The sequence below is a fragment of the Leptotrichia hongkongensis genome (assembly GCF_007990635.1).
In the GTDB taxonomy this organism is placed as follows: Bacteria; Fusobacteriota; Fusobacteriia; order Fusobacteriales; family Leptotrichiaceae; genus Leptotrichia; species Leptotrichia hongkongensis.
The window spans coordinates 1,098,678-1,112,490 of record NZ_AP019846.1 but is presented as its reverse complement, the minus strand read 5'-3'; the positions used below and the strand labels follow the sequence as shown (position 1 = coordinate 1,112,490).

Below are 13,813 nucleotides of genomic sequence, written 5' to 3'. Positions count from 1 at the left end.
TTATAAAACTTACTATAAAATAGAATTTTTACAGTTTAATAATTCCTGTTTTAAATAAATAAAAAAATTACGAAACTTTACTTTTTCGTTTATAATTAATTCATTTATATTCCCGATTATATCGCTATTTTTTCGTTTTAATGGTAACTCAAAGTGAAAATCAGTATTTTGAGTTTTTATTTTTTCTGATTTATCTGTAAATGCCTGATTTAATAAATACAACTGTTTTTCGGTAAATTCAATAACTTTTTGATAATCATTTTTTCCAATAAAATCAGAAATTTTTTCTGAAAATGTTTCCAGAACTTCAAATTCCAAATTTTCCTTGTATTCGGTTATTTCTAAAAAATTATCATTTTTTTCTTCTGTATTTATTAAATTATTTGGCTCAGATTTTTTGACTAAAATACTCATTTTCACTCCATTTATTTTAATTTAATTCTATTTTTTGACTTTACGTAAATATTTTTTCAGAAATTATTCTTTTTCTAGAAATTCTAAGATCCGCTTATTTCCAATCTTATGCTTCATCATCTTGAAGAAAATTCTAAACATTATAAGAACATCGTAATAACTGCCGTGCAGCTGGCTTTCTTCAAATGGGATATTATAATAATTGGCACATTCCATAAGTTTTGGCCATTTGTAATTTCCGTACGAAGAACCGTTTACTTTGACGATGTCTATATTTGTTAGCATTGTATCAAATTGATTTTGCAAAGGAAAATCTACGAAGCTTCTGTCAAATTTTATGTTATGGGCGACAAAATGGCTTGTGTCCTGACAGAATAAAAAGAAATTATCCATATCTTCCTTAAAAGTCAAAGGATATTCAATTCCTGTATTTTGAATAATATTTTTTCTTTCACTTAAAATTACATCGTCTGTCAAGCCATTTACACTAACTGCCCCTTCATTTAACTCTTCGCCTTCATTTCTGAAATAAAACCTGTTAAATTCAGATACTTTTTTCCATTTATTTCTTTCTTCTCCAGTATTTTCAGAATTATAATTCACTTTTATTGCAGACATTGACAAAACTGAACTTCCCTGAAATCCATTTGTTTCCACATCAAAAAATATTATATTCTTATTTATTTTTTTTTCTTTGTTCACTTTTTTCTCTTTTCCTTATATTTTTACACAAGATATAAAAAATTAATCATTTAGTTTTAATACTGATAAAAACGCCTCTTGCGGTATTTCTACATTTCCGATTGCCTTCATACGTTTTTTACCTTCTTTTTGTTTTTCTAATAATTTTTTCTTACGTGTAATATCTCCACCATAACATTTTGCAAGTACGTTCTTTCTAAGTGCCTTAATTGTTTCCCTTGCGATTATTTTTGTACCCAATGCAGCCTGTAATGGTATTTCAAACTGCTGTCTTGGAATTACATCTTTTAATTTTTCAACGATTGCACGTCCTCTGTAATAGGCATTATCTTTATGAGCAATGAATGAAAAGGCATCTACTGGATTTCCACTTACCAAAATATCCACTTTTACCAAGTCTGATTCCTTATATCCAATCATTTCATATTCAAATGAAGCATATCCTTTTGTACGTGATTTCAATTTATCATAAAAATCAATTACTATTTCTGCAAGCGGCAAATCGTAGCTTATCATTGTACGAGTTTCATCAAGGTAATTCATATTAAGGAAAGTTCCTCTTTTTTCCTGACAAAGTTCCATTACATTTCCAACATAATCTTTTGGAACTATGATTGTCCCTTTTACATAAGGCTCTTCAATGTACTTTTTCCCTTCTGGAAATTCTGCAGGGTTGTCAATTACAATCATTTCCCCTTGTTCAGGTGTTACGTTATATTTAACTGACGGTGCTGTTGAAATCAAGTCAATGTTAAATTCACGACGCAATCTTTCTACAACTATTTCCATGTGCAAAAGCCCTAAGAATCCACATCTGAATCCAAATCCCAACGCAAGTGAAGTCTCTGGAGCATAAGATAATGAAGCATCATTCAACTGTAATTTTTCCAATGCTTCCCTTAAATCTTCATAATCATCTGTTGAAACTGGATAAATTCCTGCAAAAACCATACTTAATGCAGGACGGTATCCTTCAAGAGCTGTATCTGTCGGATTTTTCACATGCGTAATTGTATCCCCAACTTGTGTATCCTTGATAGATTTAATTCCCGTAATAATATATCCAACTGATCCAACTGTCAATTCATCAACTTCCTTCATTTTAGGCGAGAAAATTCCAACTTCCAATACGTCAAACTCCTTTTCAGTAGACATAATCTTAATTCTGTCTCCTTTTGCAATTTTCCCTTCAATTATTCTAATGTACGTTATAACTCCTCTAAAATCATCATAATGCGAGTCAAAAATTAATGCCTTCAAAGGATTGTTAATTTCTCCTTTAGGTGCGGGAATATGCTCAATAATTGATTCCAGCAAATCTTCAATTCCAAATCCAGTTTTTCCAGAAACAAGAACAGCATCGTCTGCAGGAAGCCCAATAACTTCCTCTATTTCCAGCTTAACCTTGTCAGGATCAGCTGAAGGCAAGTCAATCTTGTTTATAACAGGCAATATTTCCAAATCGTTTTCCAAAGCCAAATACACATTTGCCAATGTTTGTGCTTCAATTCCCTGTGCAGCGTCAACTACAAGCAAGGCTCCATCACAAGCGGCAAGCGATCTTGATACTTCGTAAATAAAATCGACGTGTCCCGGCGTATCAATTAAATTTAACTCATAAGTCTCCCCGTTTCGAGCCTTATACTTCAATGTAACTGCCTGTGCCTTAATAGTTATCCCTTTTTCCCTTTCTAAATCCATACTATCCAACAGCTGATCTACCATTTCTCTTTGCGTTACAGTTCCTGTCTGTTCCAAAAGCCTATCCGCAATAGTGGATTTTCCATGATCAATATGTGCTATTATCGAAAAATTTCTTTTATTTTTTTGATCCAACATTTATATTGTTTCCTCCGTTTACTCGTTTATTATCTTCTTTGTTATATTTTTAAAATGAGTAACTGTTCTATCCGAATCTAGTTACTCAGCAATATGTATATTATATAATAATTTTGCATTTTTTCATAGTCTTTGTGAAAAATATTTTATCAAAATTCAGTTATTTTTTATATTATATTCCAAATTTTCGTGAAATTATAGCAAAACCACTTTAAAACTGAAATTAAAGACTTTGACTATTTTATTCAAACCCAGAGTTTATATAATTTTTAACAGTCTAGTACACTTTAAAATTGGAAATAAAAATTATATTTGTATCACTTAAATTATAAATTTATTTAATTTTTAACTGATTTCCAGATTGAAAAATAAAATAATTTACATTTGACAAAAATTCCCTAAAATATGATTTTGGTATGGAAATAAGCGGTGTTTTAGCAGGAAGTCCGTAAATTTCATAATTTTCATTGTTAAATCCAACTTTTCTAGCAATATTTTTAGAACGGAAAATATGATAATCATTCGTTACAATCAATACTTTAATTTTTCGATTTTTTTCATTATTATTTAGAACATTTTTACTATTTTCAATATTTTTTATCTTCTCAAGGCCAAATCTAAAATTCTCAACAGTATTCTTGGATTTATCTTCTAAAACGATTCTATCTGCACTAATTCCATTTTTCAAAAGTTCCCTTTTTATCGCCAATCCTTCTGCAACACCTTCATTTTTCCCTTGTCCTCCAGTTGCAATAACCTTAACTTCTGGATTTTTCTTTAAATACTCTGTTGCAGCCTTTATCCTTTCCATAAGTGATTTAGTCGGTTTTTCTCCTTTTACTCTTGCTCCAAGTATTATTACATAATCTACTTTTTTATTCTCGTTTACGGCTTTTCTATCAGTTATATATTCATTTATTATGAAATATTGCACAAAGCAAAATAAAAAAATAAATATGATGATAGAAATTTTTATTAATGTTATAATTGTATTCTTCATAAATTTTCGATTTTAAAAGTATCCTTTCTTAAAATAAAGGCTGTTCCATTTCTGAAACAACCACTATAAAATAATTATTCTTTCACGATAGCTGTAAAATCACTATAGTCCTGAATTTTAAAAACTCTTTTAAATATTTTATTATATTTTACCATAATTGTCAATTTTTGTTTTTATTTTTTTATTGATGTTTTATATAAAAATACTATAATAAATTATATAAAAACTATTGAAATATTTAAGAAAGTAAAAAAGGAAAAGATGAAAATGAGAATCAAAAAAATAAAAGATAATTTTTATGAAGAGTTAGGGATGAGTAAATATGTTTTTTTAATAATTTAGTAAATGAAATAGGAAATTTTGCTTTTTTAATTTCTGAAATTTATAAAAGTGGAGAAGTTAAAACAAGTATTATTGAAAATTATGGTTATTATATTAGTAATGAAAGTTCTTTGTACATAGCAGAACTAAATGAAGCTAAGGAAATCAGAGTATCTTATTCGTATGAGGAGTTATTTTATAGTTTTTATTTATATTATCTAAAAAATATGGCAGATTATAGTGATTTTATGCTTTTTATTGAACAAGAATTGTATAATTATATACAATATACAGATAATTTGAAAAAGTATAAGATAAAGTTTGATTTAAACGATTTTTTTAATAGAGATAAATTAAGAAATTTTCTGATTGAATATAACAAAAAAGAAAATATTTATAATTATAATTTCATAAACTTTAATAGGAAATATATCAATTATTGGGATATCAATATATTAAAAAATTTTATTCATTTTTATTAAAAGAAGGAAAATTAAAAGAAATTTTGAATAAAAAGAAAAAAGTACATATTGTCTAAAACGAACTTAGAAAAATTTATTATAAATATTTTGAAAAATAAAATTGAATTAGAATATAAAAATATTGAATTAGAATATCATGATAGTAGAGGTGTAGTAGGTTTTCAATACAAAGAAAAACTTGAAAAAAGTGATGTTGCATTATTGAAATATAAAAATATTAATGATTTAAAAGAAGAAAGATTCAGAAACTCTAGAGACGAAATGAATGTTGAGATAATTTCTAAAGAAATTTTTTTGAAAGAACTTGAAGTTATTGTTAATGCTTATGAAGATATTTATAATGATAATGAAGTTCAGAAAATGTTTGAAACCTTTAAAGAAAATTTTTAAATAAAAATACATTATCTTGCAAAAAAGGATAGATGGCATTCTCAGATGAAAAGTGGAAAAGGGCAAGTTCATGATTTAATCGAGGTCGATGATGAATAAATTATGGACTGATGATGGCTGGGCAGATTATTTATATTGACAATCTCAAGATAAAAAAAACTTTAAAAAGGATTAATGAACTCATAAAAGATATTGAAAGAAATGGAGCATTGAATGGAATAGGTAAATCTGAAGCTTTGAAATATAGAAAAGGATTTAGTCGAAGGATTGACGAAAGTAATAGGCTTGTCTATGCTATTGATGAAAATGGAGTTTTATGGATAATTTCCTGTAGAGGACATTATTAAAATTAATTTTTTACAATTAAAAAGAGTGGATAGTACCACTCTTTTATTTTTTATATTATTCTTACGTATTTTAGCAAATATTTGAACTTCATGAATATTGCTCTTTTAACACAATTAAAATTAAATCATTTAATTTACTGATTTTCAAATCCGCCTGTATAAAGCTGGTAATAAGTTCCTTTTTGTGCAATCAGTTCATCGTGATTTCCACGTTCGATAATTTTTCCTTGATCAAGTACCATTATCACATCGGAATTTTTGATAGTTGAAAGCCTGTGGGCGATTACAAAGACTGTTCTTCCCACCATCAACTTATCCATTCCTTCCTGCACGATTTTTTCTGTTCTTGTATCAATGCTTGAAGTTGCTTCATCCAGAATTAAAACTGGCGGATCGGCGATTGCTGCTCTTGCTATTGACAATAATTGCCGCTGTCCTTGTGAAAGGCTCGAACCATCACCGCTTAAATAAGTGTTGTAGCCTTGTGGCAAGTGTTTTATAAAATGATCGGCATTGGCAAGTTTTGCGGCTGCATACACTTCTTCATCTGTTGCATCAAGTTTTCCATATCTGATGTTGTCGGCAACTGTTCCAGAAAATAAGTGTATGTCCTGTAGTACAATTCCAAGAGATTCTCTTAAATCCTGTTTTTTTATTTTTTCAATGTTAATTCCATCATATCGGATTTTTCCAGAGTTAATATCGTAAAATCTGTTAATTAAGTTTGTAATTGTAGTTTTTCCAGCTCCTGTTGCACCCACAAATGCAATTTTTTCTCCTGGCTTTGCATAAAGATTGATATTATGAAGTATTATCTTTTCATCATTGTATCCAAATGTTACATCTTCAAAAACAACATCTCCCATCAGTCTTTCATAAGAAATTGTTCCGTCAGAATGTGGATATTTCCAAGCCCACGCACCTGTGTGCTTTTCAGTTTCTGTAATGTTTCCATTTTCATCAATATTTGCGTTTACAAGAGTTACATAGCCCTCATCTTGTTCAGGTGTCTGATCTAGCAGGTTAAATACTCTTTGGGCTCCAGCCGATGCCAATATTACTGATGTTAATTGCTGTGCAATTTGCGAAACAGGCTGGTTTATTACTTTTATAAACTGCAAGAACGATACAAGTCCTCCAATTGTAAAGCCTGCAATATTATTAAACACAATTATTGAACCAAGAACTGCTGTAAGTACAAAGTTTATATTTCCAAGATTTCCGACAGCAGGTCCTAGAATATTTGCAAATTTCATCGCATTGTTCGCCCTGTTAAATAATGCCGTATTCAGTCTGTTAAAACGTTCATCAGCTTTTTTCTCGTATGAAAACACTTTTACAACTTTCAGTCCTTCTATCATTTCTTCAACATATCCATTTACAATACCAATATTTTTTTGCTGTGCAGTATAGTTTTTCGAACTTTTTGAAGAAATAGTTTTTGTTGTAACAATCATAATAATAATCATTATTACTACGAAAAGTGCTAATGGAATATTTAATACAAACATTGAAATAAGGACACTTATAATTGTAATAATTGAAGATATTACCTGTGACAAACTTTCAACCATCATATTTCGTAAAGCGTCAATATCGCTTGAATAAACACTCATTATATCTCCATGTGCATTTGTATCAAAATATTTTATAGGAAGCGATTCCATATGTATAAACACATCATCTCTTAATCTTTTCAATGTTCCCTGTGCAACGTAAATCATAAATATTTCATAAATATATGTACAAATTACAGCTCCGCCATATATGACTGCCATTTTTAAAATTAGGCTCACAAGCTCTTTGATAAAGTTAGGATTATTTTTACCAATGTTAGGAATAATGATTCCATCAATCAATTCTTTTGAATACATTGTTCCAATAACCATTCCAAATGAACTCAAACAAATAAATACAATAACAAATAGTGTCTGTATTTTATAATGCTTAAACATGTATCTTAATAATCGGATTAATCCTTTTAACTGATTTCGTGATTGCGAATTTTCAGTTTTTTTATTTTTATTCATTACTTATCACTCCCTTCTGTCTGGGATTCATAAACTTCATGATATACCTTGCTTGTTTTAAGCAATTCATCGTGTGTCCCTGCCGCTGTGATAATTCCATCTTCCAGAACTAATATTTTATCAGAATCTTTTATTGATGACACTCTTTGACCGATAATAATTTTTGTAATGTGTGGTAATTCATTTTTGAAGGCTTCTCTTATTAGTTTGTCTGTCTTTGTGTCAACTGCACTTGTAGAATCATCTAAAATTAATATTTTGGGAGATTTCAGCAAGGCTCTGGCTATACACAGCCTTTGTCTTTGACCTCCAGATACATTCGCTCCACCACGTTCAATGCGAGTGTCGTATTTTTTAGGAAATTTTTGAATAAACTCATCGGCTTGTGCCAATTTGCAGGCATGTTCCATTTCCTCATCAGTTGCATTTTCATTTCCCCAACGTAAATTATCCTTTATAGTTCCTGAAAACAGTACATTTTTTTGAAGAACCATCGCTACATTGTCCCTAAGCGTCTTTATATCATAATCCTTTACATTTACTCCACCAACTAGAAGTTCCCCATCTAGAACATCATACAATCTTGGAATTAACTGAACAAGAGCTGATTTTGCACTTCCAGTTCCCCCAATAATTCCAATAGTTTCTCCAGACTTTATTTCCAGATTTATTTTTGTCAAATTCAGCACCTCAGGATTATTGCTGTAACTGAAGTCCACGTTTTTAAATACTATTGAACCATCTTTTACCTCTGTTATCCCATTATCAGGATTTTTAATGCTTGGCTCTTCATCTAGAACCATCACAATTCTATCTCCAGATGCTCTTGAAAACACGATATTTACAAGCATCATTGCAAGCATAAGAAGGCTCATAAGAATATTGGTTGTATAAGCAAAAAGACTTGTAAGCTGCCCAGTTGTCAGCTCATTTACAACAATCATCTTTGCTCCAAACCACGAAAGCAGTAAAATACATCCAAATACTGTTATCTGCATTACAGGAGGCACAAATATTATAATCTTTTCCCCTTTTAAAATCATATTTTTCAAACTTTCAGTTGCCTTCTTAAATTTATTAGTTTCATATTTTTCACGAATATATGCTTTTACAACACGAATACCATTAATGTTTTCCTGAAGGCTAGAATTTATGTCATCATACTTTTTAATTGCAGCTGTAAAAATTGGATGTACCTTAAAAATAACAAAGACTAAAAAACTTCCTAAAAACAAAACTGCAACAATAAATATCATTGACAACTTTGGACTTATCATAAACGACATAAATATTGCTACGCACATCATAAGTGGAGCCCTTACAAATCCTCTGATTAACAACTGAAATGAATTCTGAATGTTATTAACATCTGTTGTAAATCTTGTAATCAGTCCAGCTGTAGAAAATTTATCAATATTAGTGAATGAAAAGGACTGTATCTTAGAAAATAAATCCTTTCTCAAGTTTTTAGCAAATCCAGCCGAAGCATAAGAAGCGTATTTACTGGCCTGTATTCCACATAACAACGACAACATAGCCACTCCAAATGTTGCAAGTCCCATTATAACAATAAACTTCATATCTCCCTTGCCATCATTTCCATTCAGTCCGTTGTCAATAATTACAGCCATAAGTGTTGGAATAAGCATTTCAAAAATAACTTCTATTCCAATAAATATTGGCGAAATTAACGCACTTCTTTTATACTCCCCAAGACGGGAAAATAGTTTTTTTAACATATAAATAAACACCTCTCTTTTCTTAATTATAAAAATTTAAAAGCACGAAACTTATTGAAGAAATAAAAACTCATTTTCATTAATAAATTTCAGTGCTTTCTATTTGTTATTAAAATCAAATAATTATGCTTAAATATCTAAATGTTCTATAAAATATCTTATCTGCAATTTCCACCAATACCAGTCATGAGCCACATCGTGTCCCCAGAAGTCCGTCCATGCTGGAACTTGCTTTTCATAAAGAATATGAGCCAGTTCTCTGTTACTTGGCAATAATTCTTCTTCCCATGCTCCTTGTCCAATACATATAATAATATTTCTCTTTCTATATATATCTAAATAAGGATGATCCCACGGCATATTTTTCAGAAAGTCAACAACAGAGTTGTTATAAACCAAATCATCTTTGTAATCTCCAAAAAACATCGAAGCATCAAACATTCCACTTAGTGAAATTAATGTTTCAAATAATTCAGGTCTACGGAAAAATAAAATTCCTGCATGTGCTCCTCCCATACTGCACCCTGTAACAATAATATCACTTCTCCAAGAGATATCCTGTATTCTAGGCACGAATTCATTTGCAATAAAATTATACCATTTTTCCTGCATTTCTATTCTGTATCTTGGATTTCCATTGATATCTGACCAGCTTTCCTTGTCAACACTTCCTACACAGAATAATTGCAACCTTCCTTGTTCAATATAGTCTGACAGCACATCTACCATCCCAAATTCTTCGTACTGGTTACAATCTCCATCTTGTGAAGGAAATACCAGCACCGGCTTCCCAGCATGTCCATATCTCTTATATTCCACTTCCCGACCAAGATGATAGCTATATTCTTTTTTATATTCTATTTGCATTCTTTCTCCTTGCGATTTTATTTATTTTTATTCTTCTATTTTTTTATGTACGAAATCTATAAATTCTTCCATTTCCTCTTTTGTTTTAAATTTTGCTGTATACATATAATTTCCCATTGCTCCTGAAAAAATATCTGGCATTCTTTCATCCATCACAATCGCATTTCCATATTTCTGCTTAATTTCATCATGAGAATGAATATAATTTCTATTATCACGACGACTTGCATAAACACAGTAGTTTTTTTCTATATCTTCATTCAATTTAGCCTTTTCGATTTTATCAAATGCAATCATATCAGCCCAGATTTGATAAACATCAGTATTGTTGGCGTAATTGTACATATCAGGTGTATATCCGCCTGCAGGACGCATATTTGCTTCTAGTCCTACATAATCCCCTTTTTTACCAAGTCCTTTTTTATCTTTATTTAGTTTAAAAAATTCCAGATGCACAAATCTGCTTTTTACTCCAAAGCCTTTCACAGCTCGTCTTCCTGCATCCATTAATTTTTCAGGCATTTTCTTTTCTACATAATAAAATACATCTAGTTTTTCATTTACAATATCCATAACAGCAGGCTCAACAATTCCTGTTTCAAAAATAGGATTTCCGTTAGAATCAATAACTGCGTCATAAGATACTAAATCTCCGTCAACATATTCTTCCATAATATATTTTACATTTTCATTACGAGTTTCAAAAAATTCCTTCAATTCTTTTTCATTATTAATTTTACGAGTATCGCTTGCACCAACACCATTATCAGGCTTAACAACTACTGGATATCCTACTTTATCAATAAATTTCTTCGCTTTTGCAAATGTTGCAACTAATGAAAAGTCCGCAGCTGGTATATCTCCTTTTTTATATGCCTTTTTCATTTTAGATTTTTCTTTTATATTTGCAATTTTGTCAGACTTTATTCCAGTTGTAATATTAAAATCTGAACGAAGTCTTGAATCCTGTACAAGCCAGTATTCATTATTAGACTCAAGCCAGTCGATTTTCCCATATTTATGCGTAAAAAAAGCCACTGCCCTTAAAACTTCATCATAATTTTCAAGGCTAGAAACTTTATAGTATTCTGTTAAACTGTCCTTTAATTTTTGATCCAATTGATCATACTCTATATCTGCAATCCCTAATACATTTACTCCATTTTGTTTTAATCTATCGCAAAATTCACAGTTAGTTTTTGGAAATTGTGGTGAAATATAAACAAAATTCATAATACTCATCTCCTTCGACTGTTAAAATAATTTAATTTCATAAACTTCTGTAATCCGCTTCTTTAGTGATTTGTATTATTATAGCATAATTTTTGAAAAAATGTAAATACTATTCTTTTGTCTTTTTTCTTATACTTAAAATAACAAATTTGCTTTTTAAATTATAAATAATAAAAAACTACACCTTTTATTTTGTTTTAGGTGCAGTTAACTTTTTATTTATTATTTTCCTTTATTATATTCTTCTAATGCTTTTTTTAACACTTTCATTCCATTTTCAATTTCAATCAGGTTATGTGTACAGAAAGAAAATCTTGCTTCTTTCGTACCTTTTCCTGGCGTTGTATAAAATCCAGGGCCTGGTGCAAATGATAGTGTCTGATTTTCATATCTGAATTCTGTCAATAGCCAAATTGCAAATTTTTCAATATCATCTACTGGTAATTCAGCAATCAGATATAACGCACTACTTGGTTTGTATGTTACAACTCCTGGTATTTTTATGATATTGTTATAAATCATATCACGTCTTACTTTATATTCTAATTTCGTATTATCAATGTAAGTATCCAAAGTATTTATAAGGTTTGTACTTGCATATTGCTCGATTGTTGAAACTGATAGTCTTGCTTGGCAGAATTTAAGAGCTTGTGATAAAAAGTCTGTATTTTTTGAGGCAATTACTCCAATTCTTGCTCCACATGCACTATAATGCTTTGAAATACTGTCAACTAAAATTACTCTATCTTCAATTTCAGGAATCGACATAAATGACTGATAACTTTTTTCGATTTCTTCATCATAAATAAATTGTCTGTATACTTCGTCAGTAATAATATACAAATCATGTTTTATTGCAATATCTCTTATTAAATCCATTTCTTCTTTTCTAAATACAATTCCAGTCGGATTGCTCGGATTTGAAAACATTATAGCCTTTGTTTTTGGAGTAATTAATTTTTCAATTTCTTCTCTTTTTGGCAAGTGATAATGATTTTCAATTGAAGTTTCAATCGGAACTAATTTTGCATCAGCAATTCTCAAAAAACTATCATAATTTGTATAATATGGCTCAGGGACTAAAACTTCATCTCCCGGATTACAAATAGTTTGCAATGTAATCTGAATTGCCTCACTTCCACCTTGAGTAATCAAAATGTCCTCAGGTAAAATATCAATTCCTACTTTTGCATAAGATTTTGAAAATGATTCTCTCAATTCCATTATCCCAGCCGAATTCGTATATTTAACAATTTTTTCCTTATAATTATTAAGTCCTTCAAAAAATGTATCTGGTGTTTCTACATCAGGTTGTCCTATATGCAGCTGATATACCTTCACGCCAGATCTTATAGCTTCATCAATATATGGAACTAATTTTCTGATTGGTGAATAATGCATATTTATAACTCTGTTTGAAAATTTTTTCATTTTTAATGTTCCTTTCTTATGTAATTAGATTATTTATTATTATATCTCTCATTCAATGCTTTTAAAATTGCAAATGTTTCTAAATCAAGTTTTCCATCGTAGTTTGACGGTCTAAAATGATACTGAAAAACTTTTATTACATTTTTTGTCTGCTCATCCCATCTTCCAGTAGAGCTAATTGTATATCCAAATTTAGAAAATTCAGCCTGTATTGTCGATGCTGGTAAAGTATTCCAAGTATCTGCATATTCAGACTCGTATGCTAATTTTCTTGCATTGTCATACCACATTCCTATATTGTATTTTTTGTATAATTCTTCCCAAGGGAATAATGGACCTGGATCAGGCTTTCTTTGTGGGGCAATGTCTGAATGTCCTAAAATATTCGTTGCAGGAATTTCATATTTATCCGCCAAATATTTTACAAGCACTGCTACTTCCTTAATTTGAAAATCTTTAAATGGCTCAAAACTTCCGCTTACATTTCCACTGTTAACAATTTCTATTCCAACTGAACTGTCATTTAAATTTTTACTTGTTTTCCATTCACTTACTCCAGCATGCCATGCTCTTTTGTTTTCATCTACCAAATAAAATACAGGATCACTTTTTTGGTCAGATATTAAATAATGAGCACTTACCTCATTGTTTGTCAAAGCTCTTAAAGAACCATCTCTATTCATTGCAGTATAATGCAAAATTATGAATCTTTGTCTATAATTTTGACCTGTTGAAGTATATGAAGAGTCTACTGTTATTGAACCTGCTGTATTTTTAATTGTGTCAATTCCTCCTCTTGAAACATTTGTAGGATTCGTTTTCGGTTTATTATTCTCATTTCCGTTAGATTGATTTTTTGTCACATTTCCATTATCATCAACTTTTATTTCTATTGGCTTTTGAACATCTTTTGAGACATTTTGATTATGTGCATTCAAAATATTTCCAACAGATAGTATTGATGCTAAAAATAACAATTTTGTTATATTTTTTTTCATTTTACTTATCTCCTCCTGCT

General features: G+C 29.9%; 12 protein-coding genes. 2 read left to right on the top strand and 10 right to left on the bottom strand.

Annotated features, from left to right (window positions below):
- Window positions 1-12: 12 nt before the first annotated feature.
- The 4 genes from FVE75_RS11360 to FVE75_RS05335 all read right to left on the bottom strand — a co-directional run bounded on the left by FVE75_RS11360 (window position 13) and on the right by FVE75_RS05335 (window position 3,955).
- On the bottom strand, window positions 13-414 hold the full coding sequence (locus FVE75_RS11360) for a hypothetical protein (protein ID WP_232052654.1): 402 nt from the start codon (window positions 412-414) through the stop codon (window positions 13-15).
- Between the two features lie 63 nt (window positions 415-477).
- Entirely contained in the window at window positions 478-1,116 is a 639-nt protein-coding gene (locus FVE75_RS05345; RefSeq protein ID WP_147005568.1) for a 3'-5' exonuclease, read from the bottom strand.
- A 42-nt stretch (window positions 1,117-1,158) separates the two neighbouring features.
- Window positions 1,159-2,955, bottom strand: coding sequence for a translation elongation factor 4 (gene lepA, locus FVE75_RS05340; RefSeq protein ID WP_021768582.1), 1,797 nt, complete (start codon window positions 2,953-2,955; stop codon window positions 1,159-1,161).
- 334 nt (window positions 2,956-3,289) lie between these two features.
- Window positions 3,290-3,955: a YdcF family protein gene (locus FVE75_RS05335; protein WP_147005567.1), complete on the bottom strand. Its 666-nt coding sequence runs from the start codon at window positions 3,953-3,955 to the stop codon at window positions 3,290-3,292.
- Window positions 3,956-4,806: 851 nt separating this feature from the next.
- On the opposite strand from FVE75_RS05335, the gene FVE75_RS11355 reads away from it, so the two are divergent.
- Window positions 4,807-5,148, top strand: a complete 342-nt coding sequence (locus FVE75_RS11355) for a hypothetical protein (RefSeq protein ID WP_172618783.1) — start codon at window positions 4,807-4,809, stop codon at window positions 5,146-5,148.
- A gap of 113 nt (window positions 5,149-5,261) precedes the next feature.
- Window positions 5,262-5,495 (top strand): type II toxin-antitoxin system YoeB family toxin, encoded by a 234-nt coding sequence (locus tag FVE75_RS05325; protein ID WP_408610439.1) that lies wholly within the window; start codon window positions 5,262-5,264, stop codon window positions 5,493-5,495.
- A gap of 134 nt (window positions 5,496-5,629) precedes the next feature.
- Here FVE75_RS05325 and FVE75_RS05320 read toward each other — a convergent pair whose 3' ends face one another.
- The 6 genes from FVE75_RS05320 to FVE75_RS05295 all read right to left on the bottom strand — a co-directional run bounded on the left by FVE75_RS05320 (window position 5,630) and on the right by FVE75_RS05295 (window position 13,793).
- Window positions 5,630-7,525, bottom strand: coding sequence for an ABC transporter ATP-binding protein (locus FVE75_RS05320; protein ID WP_147005566.1), 1,896 nt, complete (start codon window positions 7,523-7,525; stop codon window positions 5,630-5,632).
- Entirely contained in the window at window positions 7,525-9,264 is a 1,740-nt protein-coding gene (locus FVE75_RS05315) for an ABC transporter ATP-binding protein (RefSeq protein WP_147005565.1), read from the bottom strand. The genes FVE75_RS05320 and FVE75_RS05315 overlap by 1 nt, the downstream gene beginning before the upstream one ends.
- A gap of 129 nt (window positions 9,265-9,393) precedes the next feature.
- Entirely contained in the window at window positions 9,394-10,131 is a 738-nt protein-coding gene (locus FVE75_RS05310; RefSeq protein ID WP_147005564.1) for an esterase family protein, read from the bottom strand.
- Window positions 10,132-10,158: 27 nt separating this feature from the next.
- Window positions 10,159-11,364: an ATP-grasp domain-containing protein gene (locus tag FVE75_RS05305; protein ID WP_147005563.1), complete on the bottom strand. Its 1,206-nt coding sequence runs from the start codon at window positions 11,362-11,364 to the stop codon at window positions 10,159-10,161.
- 222 nt (window positions 11,365-11,586) lie between these two features.
- The gene (locus FVE75_RS05300) at window positions 11,587-12,795 is read right to left on the bottom strand and encodes a pyridoxal phosphate-dependent aminotransferase (RefSeq protein ID WP_147005562.1); all 1,209 of its coding nucleotides are present in this window, start codon (window positions 12,793-12,795) and stop codon (window positions 11,587-11,589) included.
- A 29-nt stretch (window positions 12,796-12,824) separates the two neighbouring features.
- Entirely contained in the window at window positions 12,825-13,793 is a 969-nt protein-coding gene (locus FVE75_RS05295; RefSeq protein WP_147005561.1) for an N-acetylmuramoyl-L-alanine amidase, read from the bottom strand.
- Window positions 13,794-13,813: the final 20 nt, after the last annotated feature.